General features: G+C 39.3%; 24 protein-coding genes. 17 read left to right on the top strand and 7 right to left on the bottom strand.

Going from position 1 to position 21877, the window contains the following annotated elements; genetic code table 11:
• Positions 1-4: 4 nt before the first annotated feature.
• Together ACTHOQ_RS01565 and ACTHOQ_RS01560 are read left to right on the top strand one after the other, a co-directional pair.
• Positions 5-1216 carry an ABC transporter permease gene (locus ACTHOQ_RS01565; protein ID WP_440493910.1) on the top strand — a complete coding sequence of 404 codons (1212 nt, stop codon included), beginning with the start codon at positions 5-7 and terminating at the stop codon, positions 1214-1216.
• Positions 1217-1228: 12 nt separating this feature from the next.
• Positions 1229-2140 (top strand): ABC transporter ATP-binding protein, encoded by a 912-nt coding sequence (locus ACTHOQ_RS01560; protein WP_440493909.1) that lies wholly within the window; start codon positions 1229-1231, stop codon positions 2138-2140.
• A gap of 200 nt (positions 2141-2340) precedes the next feature.
• Here the strand turns inward: ACTHOQ_RS01560 and ACTHOQ_RS01555 are convergent, their stop codons facing one another.
• Positions 2341-2844 (bottom strand): CarD family transcriptional regulator, encoded by a 504-nt coding sequence (locus tag ACTHOQ_RS01555; protein ID WP_440493908.1) that lies wholly within the window; start codon positions 2842-2844, stop codon positions 2341-2343.
• A 173-nt stretch (positions 2845-3017) separates the two neighbouring features.
• On the opposite strand from ACTHOQ_RS01555, the gene ACTHOQ_RS01550 reads away from it, so the two are divergent.
• The 3 genes from ACTHOQ_RS01550 to ACTHOQ_RS01540 all read left to right on the top strand — a co-directional run bounded on the left by ACTHOQ_RS01550 (position 3018) and on the right by ACTHOQ_RS01540 (position 4145).
• Positions 3018-3431, top strand: coding sequence for a MarR family winged helix-turn-helix transcriptional regulator (locus ACTHOQ_RS01550; RefSeq protein ID WP_440493907.1), 414 nt, complete (start codon positions 3018-3020; stop codon positions 3429-3431).
• A 198-nt stretch (positions 3432-3629) separates the two neighbouring features.
• Positions 3630-3839, top strand: coding sequence for a DUF4083 family protein (locus tag ACTHOQ_RS01545; RefSeq protein WP_440493906.1), 210 nt, complete (start codon positions 3630-3632; stop codon positions 3837-3839).
• 39 nt (positions 3840-3878) lie between these two features.
• Positions 3879-4145, top strand: coding sequence for a hypothetical protein (locus tag ACTHOQ_RS01540; RefSeq protein ID WP_440493905.1), 267 nt, complete (start codon positions 3879-3881; stop codon positions 4143-4145).
• 417 nt (positions 4146-4562) lie between these two features.
• Here the strand turns inward: ACTHOQ_RS01540 and ACTHOQ_RS01535 are convergent, their stop codons facing one another.
• From ACTHOQ_RS01535 to ACTHOQ_RS01510, 6 genes are all read right to left on the bottom strand, one after another.
• Positions 4563-4991: a PhoU family transcriptional regulator gene (locus tag ACTHOQ_RS01535; RefSeq protein ID WP_440493904.1), complete on the bottom strand. Its 429-nt coding sequence runs from the start codon at positions 4989-4991 to the stop codon at positions 4563-4565.
• 489 nt (positions 4992-5480) lie between these two features.
• The gene (locus ACTHOQ_RS01530) at positions 5481-6230 is read right to left on the bottom strand and encodes a class I SAM-dependent methyltransferase (protein WP_440493903.1); all 750 of its coding nucleotides are present in this window, start codon (positions 6228-6230) and stop codon (positions 5481-5483) included.
• Between the two features lie 220 nt (positions 6231-6450).
• Positions 6451-7182, bottom strand: a complete 732-nt coding sequence (locus ACTHOQ_RS01525) for a glycerophosphodiester phosphodiesterase (RefSeq protein ID WP_440493902.1) — start codon at positions 7180-7182, stop codon at positions 6451-6453.
• The gene (locus ACTHOQ_RS01520) at positions 7170-7445 is read right to left on the bottom strand and encodes an excalibur calcium-binding domain-containing protein (protein WP_440493901.1); all 276 of its coding nucleotides are present in this window, start codon (positions 7443-7445) and stop codon (positions 7170-7172) included. The genes ACTHOQ_RS01525 and ACTHOQ_RS01520 overlap by 13 nt, the downstream gene beginning before the upstream one ends.
• Before the next feature lie 86 nt (positions 7446-7531).
• Complete coding sequence (fabI, locus tag ACTHOQ_RS01515; RefSeq protein ID WP_440493900.1) at positions 7532-8308, bottom strand: enoyl-ACP reductase FabI; 777 nt, start codon at positions 8306-8308, stop codon at positions 7532-7534.
• Between the two features lie 146 nt (positions 8309-8454).
• Positions 8455-8703 carry a ferredoxin gene (locus tag ACTHOQ_RS01510; protein ID WP_008404945.1) on the bottom strand — a complete coding sequence of 83 codons (249 nt, stop codon included), beginning with the start codon at positions 8701-8703 and terminating at the stop codon, positions 8455-8457.
• A gap of 102 nt (positions 8704-8805) precedes the next feature.
• On the opposite strand from ACTHOQ_RS01510, the gene ACTHOQ_RS01505 reads away from it, so the two are divergent.
• The 12 genes from ACTHOQ_RS01505 (at position 8806) to rpsA (ending at position 21319) form a co-directional block, all read left to right on the top strand.
• Positions 8806-9846, top strand: coding sequence for a YpbB family protein (locus ACTHOQ_RS01505; protein ID WP_440493899.1), 1041 nt, complete (start codon positions 8806-8808; stop codon positions 9844-9846).
• On the top strand, positions 9843-11288 hold the full coding sequence (locus tag ACTHOQ_RS01500) for a RecQ family ATP-dependent DNA helicase (protein WP_440493898.1): 1446 nt from the start codon (positions 9843-9845) through the stop codon (positions 11286-11288). Before ACTHOQ_RS01505 ends, ACTHOQ_RS01500 begins: the two co-directional genes overlap by 4 nt.
• Positions 11289-11369: 81 nt before the next feature.
• Positions 11370-12074: a LysM peptidoglycan-binding domain-containing protein gene (locus ACTHOQ_RS01495; RefSeq protein ID WP_440493897.1), complete on the top strand. Its 705-nt coding sequence runs from the start codon at positions 11370-11372 to the stop codon at positions 12072-12074.
• Between the two features lie 253 nt (positions 12075-12327).
• Positions 12328-13077: a metallophosphoesterase gene (locus ACTHOQ_RS01490; RefSeq protein WP_440493896.1), complete on the top strand. Its 750-nt coding sequence runs from the start codon at positions 12328-12330 to the stop codon at positions 13075-13077.
• A gap of 60 nt (positions 13078-13137) precedes the next feature.
• The gene (locus ACTHOQ_RS01485) at positions 13138-14103 is read left to right on the top strand and encodes a YpdA family putative bacillithiol disulfide reductase (RefSeq protein WP_440493895.1); all 966 of its coding nucleotides are present in this window, start codon (positions 13138-13140) and stop codon (positions 14101-14103) included.
• Between the two features lie 12 nt (positions 14104-14115).
• Positions 14116-15081, top strand: coding sequence for an asparaginase (locus ACTHOQ_RS01480; protein ID WP_440493894.1), 966 nt, complete (start codon positions 14116-14118; stop codon positions 15079-15081).
• A gap of 418 nt (positions 15082-15499) precedes the next feature.
• Positions 15500-16174 (top strand): glutamic-type intramembrane protease PrsW, encoded by a 675-nt coding sequence (prsW, locus tag ACTHOQ_RS01475; protein ID WP_440493893.1) that lies wholly within the window; start codon positions 15500-15502, stop codon positions 16172-16174.
• A gap of 191 nt (positions 16175-16365) precedes the next feature.
• Positions 16366-17145 (top strand): spore cortex-lytic enzyme, encoded by a 780-nt coding sequence (gene sleB, locus ACTHOQ_RS01470; protein WP_440493892.1) that lies wholly within the window; start codon positions 16366-16368, stop codon positions 17143-17145.
• 13 nt (positions 17146-17158) lie between these two features.
• Entirely contained in the window at positions 17159-18442 is a 1284-nt protein-coding gene (locus tag ACTHOQ_RS01465) for a PepSY1/2 domain-containing protein (protein WP_440493891.1), read from the top strand.
• A 90-nt stretch (positions 18443-18532) separates the two neighbouring features.
• On the top strand, positions 18533-19186 hold the full coding sequence (locus ACTHOQ_RS01460; RefSeq protein WP_440493890.1) for a flagellar brake protein: 654 nt from the start codon (positions 18533-18535) through the stop codon (positions 19184-19186).
• A gap of 198 nt (positions 19187-19384) precedes the next feature.
• On the top strand, positions 19385-20059 hold the full coding sequence (gene cmk, locus ACTHOQ_RS01455; protein ID WP_440493889.1) for a (d)CMP kinase: 675 nt from the start codon (positions 19385-19387) through the stop codon (positions 20057-20059).
• A gap of 114 nt (positions 20060-20173) precedes the next feature.
• A complete protein-coding gene (gene rpsA / locus ACTHOQ_RS01450) occupies positions 20174-21319 on the top strand; it encodes a 30S ribosomal protein S1 (RefSeq protein ID WP_440493888.1) in 1146 nt (381 codons plus the stop codon).
• Positions 21320-21877: the final 558 nt, after the last annotated feature.

The raw sequence follows: 21877 nt of genomic DNA, 5'->3' as shown, positions 1-21877 counted from the left end.
CGTTATGTGGGGATATTTAAAATTTGAATTCAAGCAGTTTTTTACAAATAAGAAAAACTTGGCGATTTACTTTTTATTGGCGTTTACGGCTATTTTTTATGCTTTTAAAGTTGCGCCTTCCTATGATCCGATTGAAAAAGTGGACTACGAGGAAATGGAAGCACGCTATTTAACCCGCCAGGAATTTATTGATGGGATGGCTGGAAGAGACTTGTGGGAAGTGCATCCTGTTACAGTGGATGCCTACTTCATGTTTGCGGATATCAACCCTTTGGAGAAAGCGAGAATAGAGGCGCTTGATGCAGGTGATTTGCAAAAATACGCGGAAGTTACAAGTGACTGGTATTTCGCTATGAACTACATGACGCATTTCAATGAGCATCTTTCGTACAATGAGCGCTACTATGTAAAAGACCGGGAATTTGCAAATGCAGATGGTTTTTTTAATGCACTTGATCAGCATGTCCGTTATGAGGCATTTGAAAAGGCGGATTACGAGCTGTCGCTTGAGGCTTTTGAACAGCGCACAGCATTGCAAACAGTCGAGCGCCTATTAAAAGGGCCCTTACCGATACTTTTAATTATTTGTGCACTGCTTTTGGTCATCGATATTGTAACAAAGGATCGACTTCATCCATCTGTTTTAAAAGGGTTCCCGATTGGAGACTGGAAAAAGCTTCTTGCGAAAATGTTCGTCGCTTTCACTGGAAGCGTCGCATTATTTATACCTTTGCTAGTAGGTTTTTTCATTATCGGTTTCCAATCAGGCTTCGGGCATATGCAGCTGCCTTCACCTGAATATTCGGCACTCATGAATTGGACGGAGGAAGGCTCATTTGAAATGATGACGCTCGGAACATTTTTCGTACGTTCATTTGCTTTATTATTCGTCTGGTTTATAGTCATCATTAATGTTGTGCTATTATTCAGTGTCATTATCCGCCAGGAAATGGTGAACTTGGCCGTCGGGATTTTTATAATTTTTGGCGAACGCTTTTATACGAGTCGCGGTGTCGGCTATTTTTGGGAAGTCGAAAAAATCCCAACTACCTATATCCAAGTCGGGAAAATCGTGTCCAAATACCAGAATTTCTACTTTACGAGCGAGAAATTGGACTACCGGCTAGGGCTTATACTGTTGGCGATAGCCGGACTCGCCCTGTTAATAATGACTTTGATTATTTCATTTAATAAACGATTCAAGCTTATAAAATAAGGGGGAACATGAATGATTGAAATTCAAAATATTACGGTTCAATTTTCTGATAAAAAAGTGCTTAATGATATTTCGATTGAATTTAATCAAGGGGAGCTAATCGGGCTTGTGGCACCAAACGGGACAGGGAAATCCACATTGATGAATGTCATTATGAACTATTTAAAGCCAACAAGCGGAAAGGTGCTTTTTAATAATAATTTAAGCTATTCGAGCAAATCCAACGAAGTAAAAATCCATCAATTTGTGTCGATGATGCCTGACCAGAGCGATTTGTACAATCATTTAAGCGGAAGGGCGCATTTAAAAATGTTTGCGACGATGTGGAAATCTGAACCTAAGCTCATCGAAGAAACGATTGAAGCACTGAATATGGGACATTATGTAAACAAAAAAACAGGCACCTATTCATTGGGGATGAGGCAGCGTCTATGCTTTGCGATGCAAATTGTTGCGAATACAGAAATCATGATGATGGATGAAGTAATGAATGGCCTTGACCCGAACAATGTCGAGATTATATCGAAAATTTTAATGGGGAAAAAGGCTGAGGGAAAGATGATCATTATTGCCTCGCACTTATTGGATAATCTTGAGAAATACGCGGACCGCATCTTTTTATTTAGTGAAGGGAAGCTGGTAAACGCAAACGAAATCGTTGAAGGCTTCAGCCAAGCTAAAATTAAAACGATCCGCGTGAAAAAAATGGAAGATGCCGTAAAAAAACATTTGAAGGAACAGTATCCGATGATTGAGCAGCAAACATTGGTCAATGATATGACACTATTGCATTTGCCAAGCTCGGAAGCGGAACTTTTAAGTAGTTTAACAGCATTTTTAGTTGAAAACAATGTAATGGATTTTGCATTTGGCAAAGTGACATTAAATGATTTATATGCGCTTTATTATCATGAAGTCGTGTAAAGACGAATGCCCCACCTAAAATTTAGGAGGGGCATTTTTTATAAGAAAACATGTCATTTTGCATTATTTGGCGCAAAATGTGTTTCACTGATAGCATTTTTCTGATTTTTATCATAAACTCCTGAAATGATATTCTATATGGCTATGATCAAAAATGCATAATTATATTAAAAAGGGTTAAGCGATTATTCTTATAATGTTCATGAAGGAGTACGATGGATTTTAAGGAGGATTTCTTTCTCGATGTCTTCTTTTGGTTGTTTTAAAGCGATTTCCAGTACGTCCAAAATAATTGCTGAAATTTGCTGCAATGTTTGTGAATCTTGGGAAGAGATTTTTTTATCTTCTTTTTGCAGTTCCAATTCTTTTCGAAGTAAAGTATTCATTAGCTGGGCGGATTTCAAATGATTATTCGTGCTTAAAATATCGGCATGATTTCTATGACGATTTGTAGTGCGATCATTCCATTCGCTCGGTTCATTCGAGAAACACTCCATAATATGTAAAGCTTCCTGATGGCTCAAAATTTTTTCGAGCTGCGAGTTTTTGCTTTCAACAGGGTGGTATAATACTACGCCAGGTCTGATTTTTGATTGCATCACATAGTAAAGCATCGGTTTTCCAGAGAAGTTTTGTTCTATAATGTGGTCAATACGACAAATACCATGAGATTTATAAAACGTTAAGTCGCCAATTTTATACATTCAATACGCCTCCAAAACTATTATATATCTAATTTTAATTGAAATGCCTATTTAAGTCAACTAAGTTGACCTAAATGAGATTTAGTTGTGGGAACTTGAATTATTTTTTTTCATTTAGTATGATGCTTGAGAATATTTGCGAAATACATATTTTGAAAGAGGAAGTGTTCTCAATGATTGATTTTATAGAATTATTGTATCGCCAACATAAACAATTGCGTCAGCGTGCAGAAATCATGTGGAACGAAAATAATGAACTCCATTTAACGAGCTCGGAATGGTTTGTCTTAAAAAATATTTATGACGGCTTTGTGACGGTACCCGAATTAGTGAAGCAATTGGATATTTCAAAGCAGGGAGTCCATAAATTTATAATTTCACTGCAAGAAAAGGGATTGATTATAACAGAATTGAAAAAAGGTTCGAAAGTCCAGAAGATTGCTCACTTAACGGAACAGGGCGTGGATACTATTCATAAAAGCAAAGAGATGGAATTGGAAATTGAAAAGATGGTCCGTGGAACAATTGGGGACAAAGAATATGAGCTATTACTGGAGATGCTCAAAAAGCCGCTCATGAAAAATTAGCCGTTTTGCTAACACTATTGTTGACACTTTTTTCATTTTTAAAACGTATTTAGAAGAAAAAGGGGAGCACATCATGAATGAAACGGCTGTCTGCATTATTTTGCGAATTAGCCGTTGTTAGTCGAGTACAAAACTATTAATATAAATTCCATTATTTTACTGTAAAATGTATAGTGAAAAAATAAAAGGAGGACAATGATGGCTCAAGTGAACATAGGCGATATAATTTCTACTACTATAATATTCATGTTAATAGTACTGATTTTATTTTCATTGTTTCTGCTTATAAAGAACGGTCTAAAACGCAATGCTAATAATCGAAATAGCTCTCAACAATTAGAGAAGCATCTTCAGAATATTGAAAAGCAAAATGAGGAAATTATTAAACTTTTGAAGAAAAAAGGCTGAATATTATCGGAGCCGATTTAATTGAATAGGAGCATGAAATTGAAAAAAATAATTGCAGGCATAAGCGTAGCGGCAGTTGCCGTCACCATTGCCTATTTTTCCGCCACAAATATTATAATGAACAACATAAAAGATAAAATTTTGGAAAATAACGCTGAAATCGACAATATCCTTAAAATAAATAGCGTCAATTCTTGGGGAGAATGGTTTCTGGAATATGCATTGGAAGTTGAAATCGATGGAAGGAAATTTCGCATCTGGACAAACAATGATGGAGAGATAACAGATAAAGAAGCTTTGCAGTGACAATATCTGATTAATAAGATTGTATTAAAATAATCCCCCGCTTTAATTTAACGGGGATAAAATTTTCATTTGAAAGGCTATTCCAATTTTGGGCATATAAAGCGATTAATGGAAATTCTAATTTCGCTTTTTCCGCTTGATATAGTTTTTCAAAAATTGAATCATTAAAAATAAAGAAAAAACAAAATAAAGTCCAGCTATAAATTTAGAAACTATTTGTTCCCTAACAAAAAACTGAGACCCTGTTAGATACAGTGCGAGGAAAACTAGAAGAAAGGCGAAAATATTTCTCCAATCCATAAAATTGCCCCTTTCTATGTTTCTTTAAGTGTAGTGTTTCGATGGAAGACACGGGAGTTCTCTAAAAAACTCGTTAAAGCAGCATGCTGGACGCCACTCATTAAGGGCTCTAATAATTTAATTGCTTACCGGAATAGTTAGAGGATCATTATCGGGAGTTATTTGATATTGCCATACTCTCCCGTCTCCGCCTAAATAAAAGTAAGAATACATAAAAGCCTTTCCCCCAATAAAGTTAATGTATAGCTGGTATTCAAGCTTGCCGGATTTGATTTCCTCAAAAGATACTACTTCTAAACTTCTATCATATTGGAATTTGGAATATTGGGCTGAATCATATAGCCAAGTGTCCGTACTATCGACTACATCAGCGAGCACCTCTGTTCCAAACCGCTCTTTCACCTCGTCGGAAGTTAAACCAGCCTTTGCATTTTCTTCTACAAACGATTTTGTAATTTTAATTTCTTTTGGCGGGTTTGCCCCATTGTCGTTTGAACACGCAGCTACAATAAGCAAAGCAATTAACAATACGAATATTCTTCTCAATTTATATTCCAGCCTCCTGAATTAAAGGAAATCGACCTTTATCGCTAATTGAATTATACCTTGACAAATGGTGATTTGGAGAACAAATTTGTTGAATATTTTGAAATGGCATTTTTCTTATGCAGTGTTAAATAATTATATAAACTATTATTTTCTAAAAATGTTTGAACGATTATTTAAAATCATTAGTCTAAAAAGTAGAGGAAGGGCGGTAAATGGAATTTCACATATATCACCAAAAACTCACGGTGAGAACTAATGAAATAGGTTAGAACCTATTAGTCATTATACTACCGCACTAAATATTAAGAATACTTGATTATTTATTCAATACAACTTTCTCTTCTAGTTTTTTCATTACTCTCATTAAAGATGAAATAGTAGCTAGTATTGACAACTTGCTTAATATTTCACCCTAATTTATTTTGTGCGAAATAGCGGCATTTTAATGAATACTTGGAAAAAACTAAATAACTTCTAACTATAGAACTATTTCAACCGGACATGGACCACCATTGAAATACTGTTTGCGGTAAATTCTGTTTTTTGCCATGATCCGTATATTTGGACCAGCTCAAAACCGTGTTGGTGCAATAGGCGCTTTAGCTCCAGCGGATATGTGTATCTTAATTTGATGTTATCTTTATACACATTTTTGATAGATGTATATGCTGATGTACATTCCAATATTTGGGTTAGGGGATCATATATTTCCCGACTGGAAACTTTGGTCATTTCTCCATTGATCTCAACCATTTCTTCAGAGATGTCAGGATGTAGAAGTTCATGCAGAATTGGATTTCTTGTATCGAAAATAAATTCTCCGTTAGGTTTAAGATGCCTTTTTACTGAGACGAATAGGGCATCTTGGCTTTCGTTTGTCAGGAAATGCTGAAAGGAGTTGCCCGTCATATATATAAAGTTTGTTTTGATTGGCAAGTTTAATAGTGTACAGTCCTGGACGCTTAAATGAATGTCAAGATTTTCCGCGTCCGCTTTTTCCTGCGCATATTTCAGCATGCCAGCATCAATATCAACACCATATACTAAGTGCCCTTTTCTTGCTAAAGGAATTGCCAAACGGCCTGTACCACAAGCAAGTTCAATAATTGTTTGCTGGCTTTCCGCTAATTGTGCTTTAATGAATTCCAAGTCTGCCGTAAAACTTTTATAGGTTTCATCGTATTCTTTTGGGTTGGCGTATTTGGATAAATTATCGCGAAATTCATTTTTGTGCATAGTTTGACTGATTCCCCTTCATTTTTTATTCAAGAGCTTTTTGCAAATTTTATCGGATTAATATTCAGAGAGTTTTGGAAATAATTAAATTAATTGAATTTTAATTGTGAAAGAGTGCTAAACCGGTATAATTACCATTAAAAAACGTGAAGCCACAATTGCGGCTTCACATGATGCTGGTAAAGTTCACTTCTCAGAATTGCTGCAAATCCACCTATTCTTACCCGATTTCCACCACATCAGAAAATACCGCATCAACCCCAAGTGCCTCCATCTGCCGGGCAATTTTGGCATTATTCACTGTATAAGCCCTTACTGTCACACCATTTTTGATTGCCTGCTGTATAATTGACCGCATGCCATGATGATAGGGGATATGAATTGCATCACATCCAAATAACCCGATGTACTCTTCCAAATTCAACACGAGCGAAGCAAATAACAATGCGGTTTCAACATTTGGCATTATCTGTTGAAAACGTGCAATACTTTCATGATTGAATGAAGAAATAATGACGCGATCTTCTAAGTTGAATGCATGGATTTCGTTTGCGATTAATGCTTCAATTCCTGGGTACTCAAATATATCCGACTTTATTTCGATATTTATTTGGTGGTGTTCATTCTTGAAAACAGTTAGAACTTCCGCCAATGTAGGAATTTGTTGACCCGCAAATTCGGGGGCAAACCAAGCTCCAAAATCAAAAGCCTGCAGCTCCTCCAATGTCATATCCTTTACAAAACCTTTGCCATTCGATGTGCGGTTGATTTTTTCATCATGAATGACGACTAATTGATTGTCTTTAGTTAAATGAACATCAAATTCAACGCCCCAAACATCCAATTTTGCGGCCTCTTGAAAAGCAATGAGTGTATTTTCGGGATATTTGGCGCTGTAGCCGCGATGTGCGATTATATTCATCTTTATTTCTGCCTTTATTAGCGTTCGCATGCGATTCCGTCTTTGTCACGGTCGCTTTTGCTGTTTAATTTATAAAGCTCAGGAGATACGAAAGGCTGGTATTTTGTTTTCCCGCCTTTATTTCTGACTTTCGCGTCTTTGGCAACCCCGCCTTGATACACTTTATTAAGTTCCTTGCAATTTTTGTATTCGATCACTTTGGCTTTTGTATTTGCCTCTACTTCAATTGTGGAGATAGAGACAGTCCCAATTAAAGCAAGGCTCATTAAAATAGGTGAAATATACTTTTTCATCGTAAAAAACCTCCTAAAAGTCCTTTTTCAACATTTTACCAAATAAATAAGCGAATTCACAAGGGAGGCTGTGAATTCGCTTATGTCTAACCCATAATATTGTAACCGCAATCGATATAAATCGTTTCGCCTGTCACGCCACGAGATAGCTGGCTTAACATTACAATTGTCATGTCGGCCACTTCCTCCTGGTTCGTGTTGCGTTTTAACGGTGCTGTTTCTTCGATTTTGTGCAAAATTTGATTGAAGCTTGGCACACCTTTTGCGGCCAATGTACGAATAGCGCCAGCGGAAATTGCATTGACGCGGATATTTTCCGCGCCGACATCTGCCGCTAAATAGCGCATCGAAGCTTCAAGTGCCGCCTTTGCAACACCCATTACGTTATAGCCGTCCAGAACACGTTCAGCACCAAGATAAGACATCGTTACAACAGAACCGCCATCAGTCATATAAGGTTTGGCCGCTTTCGTTACAGCGATCAATGAATATGCGCTCGTATCCTGTGCAAATGCATAGCCATCGCGAGTCGTTTCAACAAATCTGTTATGCAAATCTTCCGCATGCGCGAAGGCAACTGAGTGGACAATCCCGTGAATGACTTTATATTGTTCGCCGATTTGCTTAAATGCTTTTTCAATGCTTTCGTCGCTGTTTACATCACATTCAAAGATCGTTGCATTATGTTCTTCATAACCTGTTAAAAGTTTTTCGATTTTTCCTTTTGAGCGTTCTTTACGATATGTGAAAATTACATTAGCTCCGACCTCAAACAGTCGTTTTGCGATGCCCCAAGCAATACTGCGCTCGTTGGCAACACCCATCACGACAATATTTTTCCCTTTTAATTGCAATAAATCCATACTGACACCCCTAAAATAGTTAGTTATCATTAGTACCTGCTACTAATAATAACTATAACATTCTATTTATGGATGCGCAATAAAAAATACACAATGAAAAAACGATTCTTTAATAAAAACTAAAGAATCGCTTCATATATTTCATACTATTCAAATTTTAAAGAATCGCCATCGAATGTTTCATCAGCAACTTTGATTGAATCTGTTGGGCAGCCTTCAAATGCATCTTGCATATCTTCCAGCAGATCCTCTGGAACTTCGGCAGTACCCATGTTATCATCTAAAATAACGAAAGCAATTCCTTCATCATCATAATCATAAATGTCTGGTGCAGCAGCGCCACAAGCGCCGCAAGCGATACAAGTATCTTTATCTACGATTGTATATTTTGGCATTGTTACCTCTCCTTTGTCCGTTCGCTTCCATAAAGCTCTTATTTATTCTAAATGTGTTTTCGGCACTTTTCAACCTAATACTACGAAAATGAGGGATTTGATATGTTAATCCAACAAATTCTTTTGAAAATTTTACATACATTCCAGCAGGAGCGCACCATTTCGGCTGCTTATCATCTTTTAAAAGGCAAACGGTCAGGGCAGACGATCCATGATGTGGGGCTATATAAATTATATCCTTTTTTCGGTTTGCTGCCAAAACTGACGCGCCGGCAATTTGATGACCAGATTGATTTATTGTTCGCCAAAAATACAATTTTAATAGAGGAAAACGGTTATTATGCAATGACGGGGCATGGGAAGGAACTCGCTGCACAATCATTGTTCATTCCTTTTGACGGCTGGCATTATCGCGGGAATGAGCATTTGTTTTTTGGGCGACTTTCACTCATTGTTCAAAGTTTATCACATCAGCTGCATCATAAAAAGGCGTTTATACCGATTGAAAGAAACGAACAAACACAGCAATGGGTGCGCCAATTTCTAATGCGGCATCGTTATCAAAACCGGCTGCTCCAACAGGCACTATTCAATGAAATGACCGCCAGTTTATCACGGCTTGACATAAAGGAAAACATGAAAGAATTGCTTATGTACCGATTAACAGGCTACAATGAACCCGGGTTTACATGGCAGCAGCTTGCATTCGGGTATGAAATGCAGGAAATCGATGTTCAGCTTCTTTATATTAGCGGGCTTCATGCATGGCTGAACGAATTGCACCGTGAAAAATCCAGCTACCCGTTATTGAATGATATTATGCAAAATATCCGTGCCGAAGTACTGTTGACCGCCTCAGCGAGCAGTACTGCACAGCTCTACAAAAACGGGCGGACATTGGAGGAAATTAGCCATATCCGCCGTTTGAAAATTAGCACGATTGAAGACCATATCGTCGAACTCGCGATGAATGAAATGGACTTTTCCATAGAACCATTCGTCACAGCGGAAGAACAGCAGCAAATTTTGACAGCAGTTGAAGATTACGAAACGAAGCGTTTAAAAAATTTGAAGGAAATACTGCCTAACTTCACCTATTTTCAATTGCGGTTGACGCTGGCGAAAGGAGCGGAGACATTATGAATTTACAAAATGCTTTAAAGAAATATTTTGGGTATGGAACATTTCGGCCGGGGCAGGAAGAAATTATTGAAAACATTTTGAATGGGAAAGATGTTGTCGCTATTTTACCGACTGGCATGGGGAAATCGCTTTGCTACCAGCTACCGGGGTATTTATTTAAAGAACCGGTTTTAATTGTATCGCCGCTATTATCGCTCATGCAAGACCAAGTCGATCAGCTGAAGCAAATGGGGGAAAAACGGGTAGTTGCACTCAATTCGTTTTTAACAGCGGAACAAAAAAATTATGCCCTTCACTTTTTACAGGAATACCGCTTTATTTTCATCTCTCCTGAAATGCTCCTGCAACCCCAAGTAAGAAAACGTATCGCAGAAATCCAATTGTCATTGATTGTCGCGGATGAAGCGCATTGCATTTCGCAATGGGGCTTCGATTTTCGGCCGGACTATTTGCGGATTGGGGAAGTATTGCCGGAAACGAACCGGCCGCCGATTCTTGCGTTATCTGCGACGGCAACAGATTCGGTGTTGCGGGATATTAAACTGTATTTAAAAATGGATATGCCTTTTCAATATATGCATGCTGTGAATCGGCAAAACATCCATTTAGCGAAAAAAATGTTTTCGCTAAAAGAGGAAAAAATTGAATGGATTGTCGATCACGTAAAAAAGACTGCAGGACCAGGGATTATTTATACGCAATCCAGATCAAAAGCTGAGGCGATCAGCTTGCGGCTTTTACAGCAAAACATTGCGGCGGCTGCCTATCATGCAGGTAAGGAAGCGCAGGACCGGCAGTTTATTCAGCAGCAATTTTTGTCTGGTCAGCTTGAGTGGATTGTCGCAACAAATGCTTTCGGAATGGGTGTGCATAAAGACAATGTACGGCAAGTCATTCATGAAACAATGCCTGCCACATTGTCGAATTATATGCAGGAAATCGGGCGGGCGGGACGAGACGGGAAATCGGCTGTCGCGTTTTTGCTGTACAGCGATGGGGATGAGCAATTTGCAAAATTCATCGCTACGGAAGATTTGCCGAAAGATGCTCATATTGAACGATTTATGCAAACAGCTGCTGCTGGTGAACAGCCGCAATCGCTAGTCGCGAAAGGGGAAATGTCCGAAGTTGCGTTCCGGGTATTAAGTTACTGGCTGGTGCGGGAATCAGCCGAGGAGGTTAAAGGGCGAATGCTGGCACTGCAGTTGAAAAAGTTTGAAGAAGTTCAACTTGTGCTTAGGCTGATTGAACAGCCTGAATGCATGCGCAGGCAAGTGGTCCATTACTTTGGCCAACAACTAATCGAACAACAGGAAAATTGCTGTACAAACTGCGGAATGGAACTATCCAGCCTTGTATTGGCAAGGGAGGCTTCGAAAGCAGCAGTCAAAATGACAAACTGGCAACAGCGCCTTGAGAAAATACTGCTGCGAAACTCGTAATCTATTGGCGAACCGTTTACTTTTTTGTAGAAATTCGTCATAATGAAGTTATATTTTTAGTAGTTGGAGGGGGTGCAGACCATGACAAAAGAAGATTACCGTGAAAAGGTTGAGGAGCATCGTCAAGAGATTGATCTACATAACGAGTCAGGTTCAAAAATTTCACGTGTTAGCCGACACCGGAAAAAAGGCGCAAAAAAACAATCAAGCCCAATCATGACTATATTAACGATTGTCTTAATTTTTATACCTTTATCGATTTTAGGTTATGTATGGCTAATATATGAACCTAGCACTTCTGCAAGCGAAAAGGAAAATGTGGAAGAACAGGATGGTTTAGTAGTGGAGATTCAAAAGCAAGACCCGGAAGCTTCCGGATCTGCTGGCGACGATGATGACAAAGAGGGAACAAATGATGAAAATAAAGCGTCTGACAATTCGGCAAAAGCTGATGAAAAGGCGGAAAAAGAACGTTTAGCGGCTGAAGAAGCGAAAAAGGCTGAACAAAAAACGAAACAAAAAGAAGCGGAAGAGGCAAAAAAGGCTGAAGAAGCTCAAAAAGTTGCCGCTGCTAAAGCGAAAGAGCTAGAAGAACAGAAAAAGGCCCAAGAAGCGGCTAAAGCACAGCAGAAAACGCACACGGTCCAATCGACAGATAATCTATACCGCATTGCGTTAAAGTACTATGGCAACGGTAGTCCTGCATATATTGAGAAAATAAAGTCTGCAAATAATTTATCATCAGATAGTATTTCGGCGGGGCAAGTTTTAGTAATCGTCCCGTAATCCGACTTCTGCAGCCAGTATTTTTACACTTGCTGAAAGAAGTTAAGCCTTTTGCACATAGAACAGATTTTGAAGGTTTTTTGAGCATACTCGAAAAAAGGTGAGCGCAATTACGTGTTGGCGTAATTTTGATGCACTTCGTATAACGACTTGGAAAAAGACGAACCTTATTGGCACTCGTCTTTTTCTTTGTTAACAAAGCATTAAAAATGGATATTGTATTAATAGTCTTTTTTGAATTGGAGGATCGTGTATGGTCATTATAAGCATCATCGGAGTTGCGTGTATCGGAATGCTTCTTTTCATGTACAGGGAGGCAAATGAAAATAATCTTCGCATACATGAAGTCAAAACAGCAGGCAAGCAAGAAACGGTACATTTATTTTTTATTTCAGATACACATGCACGTAAAATTGACGAGTCAATGATTGCTTCGATAAACAAAAAAGTGGATGCTGTAATTATAGGCGGTGATTTTGTGGATCGCCGCACAACAGAAGAAACATTGCTCCATAATATAAGCATTGTCAAACAACTCGGACCAGCCTATTTTGTTTGGGGAAACAACGATGTGGAATATGGTGAACAGAAGCTTCGCCGACTTTTGGCTCAGCACGGAATTACAATAATCGAAAACACTTCGATAAAGCTGGATGGCGAAAATGGTCTTGCCGTCAGTGCGGTGTCCTATCGCCCTGGGAATGAGAATATCCAGCGGGCAATCGGGCATTGCCAAGAAGATATGACTGTTTTCATCTCCCATAATCCTGAGCTGTTCGCAAAAGTGCATAAACAGTTTCAGCCAATGCTTAGTATCGGGGGACATTTGCACGGTGGCCAAATCCGCCTTGGCAAATTCGGAATACAACCACACGGTTATTTCAGAAAAATTCGAGCACGCTATGAACTAGTAAGCAATGGCTATGGCACGACTCTTTTGCCATTGCGCCTCGGTGCAAAACCGGAATGCCATCTCATTGCAATCAAGTTTGAGCAAAAATAATTGGAATGGTAAAAATAACAGTATAATATAGTAAGTGGATTTGAATAAGGAGATGTTACTATGCAAAAGGTAGAAGCAATCATTGTCGGTGGAGGCCCATGTGGATTGGCAGCAGCGATTGAACTACAAAATATCGGATTGTCCCCAATCGTCATCGAAAAAGGGAATATCGTCAATGCGATTTACAATTACCCGACACATCAAACATTTTTCAGTACGAGCGAAAAGCTGGCGATTGGCGATGTGCCTTTTATTATTGAGGAACGGAAACCAAAGCGTAATCAGGCACTCGTCTATTACCGCGAAGTAGTAAAGGCAAAAAAGATTCATGTAAACCGTTTTGAAATGGTAAAAAGCGTGAAAAAGATGAATGGTTTCTTCACAGTGCAAACAGACAAAGTAATGTATGAAACGCCCTATGTGGTCATCGCAACAGGCTATTATGATAACCCGAATTTCTTGAATATACCTGGTGAAAATCTGCCGAAAGTGCATCATTATTTTAAGGAGGCCCATCCGTTTTTCGATTTGAATGTTGTCGTCATCGGCGGGAAGAACTCCGCGATCGATGCAGCGCTGGAGCTCAATAAGGCAGGCGCTCATGTTACGGTAGTATATCGTGGCAGCGATTATTCTCCGAGCATTAAGCCATGGGTATTGCCGGAGTTTTTGGGACTTGTCCGTGAAGGAGAAATTGCGATGCATTTTAATACGGAAGTCAAGGAAATATCCGAAGCTGAAGTGTTCGTGGAAGTGGACGGTGTTGCCCGAACATTGCAAAACGATATCGTATTTGCGATGACAGGCTATCATCCGGACCATAGCTTCATTCGTGCGATGGGTGTGGACATTGATGAAGAAACAGGCCGGCCGTCATTCAATTCCGAATCAATGGAAACGAATATCGAAAATTTATTCATTGCCGGGGTGATTGCGGCAGGGAATAATGCCAATGAAATTTTCATCGAAAATGGCCGTTTCCACGGAAACTTAATCGCTAAAAAAATTGCTCGTCAAATTACATAAGGGGTGAATTTCTTGAAGAAAAAAGTGGTGCTCATTACGACAGGCGGAACAATTGCAAGTACGCGAAATGATAAAAACAAATTAGAATCCGGCAAGTTGGATGGCGAGGCGATTTTGGCGATGTGCCAGCTTGAAAACGAGCTTGACATTGAATTGATCGACTTGTACCAAATACCATCGATGCATATGACATTCGAAAATTTGAATCTGTTAAACAAAACAATCACGAATGTTTTTAATGATCATACAGTAAGCGGAATTGTTGTAACACATGGTACGGACAGTCTAGAGGAAACAGCGTATTTCCTGGAATTGACGATTAATGATGAACGGCCGATTATCGTGACAGGCTCTCAAAAGTCCCCTGGCGATATCGGGACGGACGTTTACTCGAATTTACGAAATTCTTTATTGGTTGCTTCCAGCGATGAAGCAAAAAATATAGGTATTTGTGTTGTGTTTAACGAAAAGATTCTACATTCGAAATATGTTAAGAAAATCCACTCTTCAAGTATTAACGGCTTTGGCGCAATTGGCTATGGGATGCTTGGCTTTATTGATAACGATGAAGTCGTCATTTATCAAAAGCCGACACATAAAGAAGTATATGAAATTAAAGAAAGCTATCCTACTGTGGAAATTGCTTTCGCTTACTTAGGTGCGAGTTCGCTTATTTTGGATGCACTTTATGAAGCGGATGTGGAAGGGGTAGTACTCGTCGGTGCAGGCAGGGGTCAGGTTGCGCCGCATATGATGGGTGCGATCGAAAAGCTTTGCCGAAAAGGCACGAAAGTGGTTTTGACAACATCGACGGAGGAAGGACGCGTTTTCCCTACATACGATTATTATAGCAGCGCAAATAATTTAAAAGATACGGGTGTTATTATGGGCGGCGACTTTGATCCGAAAAAGGCGCGTCTCAAGCTATTATTGATGCTAGCAAATGGCAACACAAACTTTGAAACATTTATGCATTAATACGGAAAATCATGTTAAGCCAATCTCGCATTTCATAGAAAAGGGGATTGGCTTTGCTGAAAAGGCTCTCATTCTGACCGAAAACAAAAAAATTAGCTAATAAAATTATAGCGGTACAGGATTTCCTCGATAATTCCTTAATAAACAAACTTAGGCAAAAATATTAATCACGCACTAAAAGGCATATGCCATTTTTATTAGTTCCGTCTGTAAACATTGGATTTCCATCATTAAAGCATTGAATAATGTAACTTTATAACGCAACTGCATTTTAGCCGATTTTATCCCATTGCTTAGGAATGAACAATAACCCAGCATATTTGTGCGAAATTTTATACAAATATTGGTTATTGTTCACCGTGATGAAAAAAATAGTGCTATACTATTTAATAGTTGAGAAACGAAAGGAGCCGGCAAAATGTTTATACTTCTATCAGCAGCTATCGCGCCGGGTTTAGCCCTTTTAAGCTATTTTTATTTACGCAATGAAATGGATACAGAGCCAAGGCGTACATTGTTGCATTCATTCATTTATGGTGCGATTATAACATTCCCCGTTTTATTCTTACAATTTATTTTGGAAGAGGAACAAACGTTTACCAATCCTTTTTTTATTAATGTTATTTTTACAAGTTCACTAGAAGAATTTGTGAAATGGCTCATAATTTTTGCCGTCATTTTGCGCCATGTCGAATTTGATGATCCGTATGATGGTGTTTTGTACGGTGCTGCAGTATCATTAGGATTTGCGACAGTGGAGAACGTAATTTATTTATTATCTTTTGGGATTGATCAGGCTTTTATGCGTGCGGTTTTGCCCGTATCGAGCCATGCATTGTTCGGTGTTGTAATGGGATACTACTATGGAAAAGGAAAGTTTTCGAGCGACGAAATCCAGAAAAAATATATTGCGCTTGCACTGCTTGCGCCGATCGGGCTTCATTTTATGTATAACTCTATCTTAATGCTGGAAGAGTATTTTATGTATGCAATGCTGCCGTTTATGTTTTTCCTATGGTGGTTTGCATTGCGAAAAGTAAAGCAGGCGCACGAACATTTAATAGAGCATTTATCACGGAGCGGTGAGATATAAAGGGTTTGTTGCAAAATTTATTTTGTGGCAAATCCTTTTTTTCATTAGCAGGAAAATTATAATAGCCGCTTTATTATCTTCCTGGGACTCCTCATTAAAAGAGATGCTTCCTGCCATTTTTGATGCGAAATGTAATTTTCTAATGTATAAACTTTTCGATTTCTTCCATCCTACTGAAAAAAGGAGTGGAAATGTCATTGAAAAAGATTGTCTTGTTCGTATTGATTATGGCAAGTGGATTTGCGGGTCATACATTCGCATTTTCAAATCAAGAAGTGCAGCGCGGTGCATTCGGTGATGATGTGATTGAGCTGCAGGCACGACTTCAATATTTAAGTTTTTACCACGGGGAAATTGACGGGAAATTCGGCTATGGCACGTATTGGGCGCTTCGTAATTTCCAGGAACAATACGGGCTCCCTGTAGACGGTATTGCCGGAAAGACGACAAAGGAAAAGCTTGTAAACAATTCGGATTTTGATAAAGCATATGTACACAAGCAAATCAATGAAGGAAATCGATTCACGTATTATGGAGGCACGCCGCTGGAGAATCAAGTGAAAAAAGGCGGAGGAGGTTCCAATTCAACAACTTCGATGCAACTGCCGCCAGGGTATACGGAGCAGGATCTGCAGATTTTGGCGAATGCTGTGTACGGTGAATCCCGCGGAGAGCCTTATGAAGGACAAGTAGCCGTTGCAGCCGTCATTTTAAATCGATTGGAATCACCTGAATTCCCTGATACGATTTCGGAAATTATATTTCAGCCATTGGCATTCACGGCGGTGGCGGACGGCCAAATTTGGCTGGAGCCGAATGAACGGGCGAAGCAGGCGGTTTTGGATGCGATTAACGGGTGGGACCCTTCCGAAAATGCACTGTATTATTTCAATCCGGTGACAGCGACAAGTAAATGGATTTGGACAAGACCTCAGATTAAACAAATTGGCGAGCATATTTTTTGCTTGTAAGTAGGTGTAAAACATGAAAAACTTTGCGTATTTATTAGGTTTGTTCGTTGTTATATTGGCATTTGTATCTTTTGATTTATTTACTCAAAACAAACAGCTTGAGCGATCTGTTTTTGCGGCCCAGACGAGGGATTTATCCGCGGCGACCGAAAAATTATCGACATTGCATACGACAGTTGAGCAATCTTTGCTGTTCCAGGACGAAAAAGCGTTAAACAACGAATTGGACTCGATTTGGAGAATGAGCAGCGATTTAAGAAAGTCTGTAGCCAATTTGCCGTTGCAGGCAGAAGTCCAGAATGAATGGATGCGCTATTTGGGCAAAATCGGGGATAATGCAAAGCAAGCAGCGGCTACCGGCGATTATGAAAATTGGCGCGAGAAAATGAATACTGTTGCATCCAATTTGCATGCATTTGCGGAAGAATGGAATGTCGCAACCGTCGCGTTTTACGAAAATGACGGGGATTTTAAAAAATGGACTACGAATCATACGACAGATTTAAACGAATCGCCGTTCATGAATGTATCGAAACAATTGAAGTCGTATAACGAAACCGATTTTCCTTTAACGGCAAGTGAATCAGATTTTGAAAAAAAGCGCGACTTGCAGCATATAAAGGATGAAAAAATCACAAAAAATGAAGCAATGCAGAAATTCAAAAACTTCTTCCCTAAAATCGATGATGCCCTTGTCACTGTCACAAAAAGCAGTGATGATGCACCATATCCTTTCTATCATATTCAATTTGTCCATGGTTCGAAAATCGGCTATGCTGATATAACGGAAAACGGGGGACATCTGCTTTCATTTTTGCTTGAACGCCCTGTGAAAAAAAATGCGCTGTCACATGTAGAAATATTGAATACGGCACAAAGCTTTATGAAAAAGGTTGGCTATACCGATGTTCAGCTTTCGGAATCACGTGAAAATCACGAAGCATGGCACTTTGTATTCACTAGAGTATACGGCGAAGATGGAGCTCTTGTTTATCCGGACAGCATTCAAGTGAAGGTTGCGAAGGATAATGCGGAAATTTTAGGTGTTAATGCAATGGAGTATATCCAGGAGGAAAAAATTGCAAAACAAGGCGAAGTGCCGATCAATTGGGAACAGTTTTTCTCAGAGCATGTAACTGTGCAAGACATGCAAAAAATATATACGACAAACGCCAATCTACAACTTCGTAAATGTTATGAAGTAATCGCGAAATTGGACAATCAAGCCCAAGATACGTATAGAATCGTAATTGACGCTGAATCGCATGAAGTAATAAAGAATGAAAGGCTGCATTAATTATGCCAAAAAGCTATTTGTAAAAATATAGCTAAATTCATTCTCCCGTGAGATAATGGATATAATTATTTATCTGATGGGGAGAGGCAAATGGAACTGAAGATTGGGACACAATTAATATTGGAGCCAACATATACCGAAAGAGTCGAAAAATTTAAATGCAGAGTCGTGGAAAAGCACAGCAATATGATTTTTATCGATTACCCGATTAATGTGGCGACAAAGAAAACAGCTTTTTTAATAGATGGAGCTCAATTCCGTGTAACGTTTAGTACCGAAGCAAAGGAGAGCTACTGCTTCAATTCGGAAGTTTTGGGACGCAAAGGCGGTAATGTTCAAATGATCATGCTTGCCTGTCCTCCTGCCGAAGAGTTTATTAAAATCCAGCGCAGGGAATATGTTCGCGTGGAAACGCCTGTGGACATTGCGATTGAACATGAAGGGCGAAAATTCCAATTTGCCGCGGAAGATATTAGTGCGGGCGGTACTTTAATCCATATGAAAACCCCGGTAAGCTTTAGAGAAGGCGACACGGTGAATGCTTTTATCGTATTGCCATTTTCAAATGGGGAAATTCGATATGTGGAGACAGATGCGATAGTAGTGAAAATCTTTAACCGTGATGAGATGCAAGTGGCATCGTTGAACTTTACAGATACGGACGATTTTGATAAACAGCAAATTGTACGTTTCTGCTTCGAGCGTCAAGTACTTATCCGGAAAAAAGAATTGAACGCATTATAATTAGCGAAAGGTCTAAAAAGTAAAATTCTTTTTAGATCTTTTTTTTGTACAGGAATGGGATATTTCCTTTGTACGGGATGTTTGAATATGGGGAGGGCTTTTTCAAATATATGTTGTTTCTTTCTAAAAAAAGTATGATTTGAAGGCCAATATTTTTTGGATTATGATACAATATCAACGGAAAGTAGGGATTTGATTATGATAAAAAAAATTCAAATTGCGATAGATGGCCCTGCAGGTGCAGGAAAGAGCACAATTGCGAAAATCGTGGCGGAAACACTCCAATTTACGTATATCGATACAGGAGCAATGTACCGTGCAGTAACGTATAAAGCAATGAATGAAAACATACAATTACATGACGCGAAAGCAATCGAAACAATGCTGCATAATACAAAGATTGCATTGGAGCCATCAGGGCAAGGCCAGCTTGTTTTTGTGGATGGACAAAATGTCACTGAGGCAATCCGTTCGAATGAAGTGACTTCCAATGTTTCAGAGGTAGCGGCACATGCGAATATTCGCGAAATTCTTGTCGCGATGCAGCAGAAGTTGGCGGCGGACGGCGGTGTCGTAATGGACGGCCGTGATATTGCAACACATGTATTAAAAGATGCAGAGCTTAAAATATTCATGTCGGCAACAGTGGAAGAACGTGCACGTCGACGCTTCCTTGACAATGAACGTCGAGGAATTCCTTCATCAATCGAATCATTGCAGGAGGAAATCGCGCTTCGGGACAAGCTTGACAGCGAGCGTGAGGCATCACCTCTCATCCAAGCAGATGATGCATTATTTTTGGATACGACATATTTGACAATTGAAGAAGCGGCAGAGGAAATTTTGAAACTGGCGCAGCAGAAAATGCAATAAATGATGGAGCTATCTTAGCCGACGCACGAAATTTCTGAAAATAAAGGGTTATTTTTTGTTTTTGTTGAACTTTTCGAATAAAATAAAAGTGGAATATGCGAAGGAGGGTTACATATGTCTGAGGAAATGAATTTAGGGTCAAACCAACAATTTCAAGAAGGAGATATAGTGAAAGGTGTCGCTGAACAAGTTGATGAGAAGTCAGTGACAGTTTCGATCGAAGGTGCACCTTTTGACGGAATTATACCTATTAGCGAACTTTCAAGCTTACACATTGAAAAAGCTTCCGATATAGTTTCAGTTGGCGATCAGCTAGAGCTAATGATTACGAAAGTGGAAGAAGAGAATTTTGTTTTATCGAAGCGTAAAGTCGATGCACTTCAAGCATGGGGTGTGTTAAAAACGAAATTCGAATCTGGTGAAGTATTCGAAGCAGAAGTGAAAGATGTTGTGAAAGGCGGACTTGTCGTAGATTTAGGCGTGCGCGGTTTCGTTCCAGCTTCACTCGTAGAAGATTATTTTGTAGAAGATTTTGATGACTATAAAGGTAAAACACTGAAATTGAAAATCACAGAGTTGGATAAAGAAAAGGGACGACTTATTTTATCTCATCGTGCCGTGCTTGAGGAAGAAAAAGCGTCGAAAAAACAACAGGTTATCCAAAACATTCAGCAGGGCGATGTGCTGGAAGGAAAAGTGCAGCGCTTGGCGAAATTCGGCGCGTTCATTGATTTAGGCGGCATCGACGGGCTTGTTCATATTTCGCAAGTGGCCCATGAGCATGTGGAAGATATTTCCGCCGCCCTGCAAGAGGGTCAATCTGTAAAAGTAAAAGTGCTGTCCGTTGATGTAGACAATGAGCGTGTGTCGCTATCGATTAAAGACACATTGCCTGGTCCATGGACAAACATTGAAGAGAAGGCGGCAAAAGGAACTGTATTGGCAGGTACTGTAAAGCGTCTTGTTACATTCGGTGCATTCGTTGAAGTATTCCCGGGTGTTGAAGGGCTTGTCCACATTTCCCAAATCTCGCACAAACATATAAACACACCGCACGAGGCTTTAAAAGAAGGTCAGGAAGTGGAAGTGAAAGTGCTTGAGGTAAACGAAGGCGAAAAACGTCTCGCACTCAGCATCAAGGCATTGCAGGAAGATTCAGCGATCGACGAAGACTTCGACTACGAGCTACCGGAAGAGAATAAAGGCTTCTCATTCAGCGACGTAATCGGCGATCAGTTAAAGGGCTTTAAAAAAGAATAACAAACAAAAAAGGCTATGGACTAGCTTAATTTTATAACACAACATAAAACATCTTCGGAATCGGTATGTATATAGTCACACATACATTATTCCGGGGGTGTTTTTTCTATGTCGAGCCATAGAATCTGCAGCAGCTAACAATGGTGTTCTGATGTCTGAGCTATAAGAGAGGAGAAGAAATAAGCGGAGTTTTTACTGTTAAGTGTGGAATATACTTTGTTTTGAAGGTGTATAAGGGAAGTTATTTCGCCTATGCAAAATAAAACTATCCATTTTCCTTGTGTTCAAATTGATAGGCGCAATCCCTCCGTCTATCCAAATAAAAGGGCGCTTTAGCATTTTTTATAAAGCGCCATTGAATGGCCTTCAATCTTAATACCCATTTTAAAAGTTCCATCTATTTCCTCATATTTATCGAAATGAAACATATGCTTTGAAGTGGTTAATTATGTAATAGTACACTGAAAACAGCTTTTTTGGCAGAAGTTATAGAGTTAACGATGGCCGTAATAATAAAGGGCAATCTTTGAAATTCTGCGGTACTATTCTAGATTTTCA

The sequence above is a fragment of the Solibacillus silvestris genome, assembly GCF_051967575.1.
GTDB lineage: Bacteria > Bacillota > Bacilli > Bacillales_A > Planococcaceae > Solibacillus > Solibacillus silvestris_B.
Note: the sequence above shows the minus strand (reverse complement) of the source record. Positions and strands in the feature narration are given on the sequence as shown.

Bases quoted from the DNA above. Each gene is read 5' to 3' on its own strand.
- ACTHOQ_RS01565 (WP_440493910.1), top strand. From the start codon at position 5: ATGTGGGGATATTTAAAATTTGAATTCAAGCAGTTTTTTACAAATAAG.
- ACTHOQ_RS01560 (WP_440493909.1), top strand. From the start codon at position 1,229: ATGATTGAAATTCAAAATATTACGGTTCAATTTTCTGATAAAAAAGTG.
- ACTHOQ_RS01555 (WP_440493908.1), bottom strand. From the start codon at position 2,844: ATGTATAAAATTGGCGACTTAACGTTTTATAAATCTCATGGTATTTGT.
- ACTHOQ_RS01550 (WP_440493907.1), top strand. From the start codon at position 3,018: ATGATTGATTTTATAGAATTATTGTATCGCCAACATAAACAATTGCGT.
- ACTHOQ_RS01545 (WP_440493906.1), top strand. From the start codon at position 3,630: ATGGCTCAAGTGAACATAGGCGATATAATTTCTACTACTATAATATTC.
- ACTHOQ_RS01530 (WP_440493903.1), bottom strand. From the start codon at position 6,230: ATGCACAAAAATGAATTTCGCGATAATTTATCCAAATACGCCAACCCA.
- ACTHOQ_RS01525 (WP_440493902.1), bottom strand. From the start codon at position 7,182: ATGCGAACGCTAATAAAGGCAGAAATAAAGATGAATATAATCGCACAT.
- ACTHOQ_RS01520 (WP_440493901.1), bottom strand. From the start codon at position 7,445: ATGAAAAAGTATATTTCACCTATTTTAATGAGCCTTGCTTTAATTGGG.
- fabI (WP_440493900.1), bottom strand. From the start codon at position 8,308: ATGGATTTATTGCAATTAAAAGGGAAAAATATTGTCGTGATGGGTGTT.
- ACTHOQ_RS01510 (WP_008404945.1), bottom strand. From the start codon at position 8,703: ATGCCAAAATATACAATCGTAGATAAAGATACTTGTATCGCTTGCGGC.
- ACTHOQ_RS01505 (WP_440493899.1), top strand. From the start codon at position 8,806: ATGTTAATCCAACAAATTCTTTTGAAAATTTTACATACATTCCAGCAG.
- ACTHOQ_RS01500 (WP_440493898.1), top strand. From the start codon at position 9,843: ATGAATTTACAAAATGCTTTAAAGAAATATTTTGGGTATGGAACATTT.
- ACTHOQ_RS01495 (WP_440493897.1), top strand. From the start codon at position 11,370: ATGACAAAAGAAGATTACCGTGAAAAGGTTGAGGAGCATCGTCAAGAG.
- ACTHOQ_RS01490 (WP_440493896.1), top strand. From the start codon at position 12,328: ATGGTCATTATAAGCATCATCGGAGTTGCGTGTATCGGAATGCTTCTT.
- ACTHOQ_RS01485 (WP_440493895.1), top strand. From the start codon at position 13,138: ATGCAAAAGGTAGAAGCAATCATTGTCGGTGGAGGCCCATGTGGATTG.
- prsW (WP_440493893.1), top strand. From the start codon at position 15,500: ATGTTTATACTTCTATCAGCAGCTATCGCGCCGGGTTTAGCCCTTTTA.
- sleB (WP_440493892.1), top strand. From the start codon at position 16,366: ATGTCATTGAAAAAGATTGTCTTGTTCGTATTGATTATGGCAAGTGGA.
- ACTHOQ_RS01465 (WP_440493891.1), top strand. From the start codon at position 17,159: ATGAAAAACTTTGCGTATTTATTAGGTTTGTTCGTTGTTATATTGGCA.
- ACTHOQ_RS01460 (WP_440493890.1), top strand. From the start codon at position 18,533: ATGGAACTGAAGATTGGGACACAATTAATATTGGAGCCAACATATACC.
- cmk (WP_440493889.1), top strand. From the start codon at position 19,385: ATGATAAAAAAAATTCAAATTGCGATAGATGGCCCTGCAGGTGCAGGA.
- rpsA (WP_440493888.1), top strand. From the start codon at position 20,174: ATGTCTGAGGAAATGAATTTAGGGTCAAACCAACAATTTCAAGAAGGA.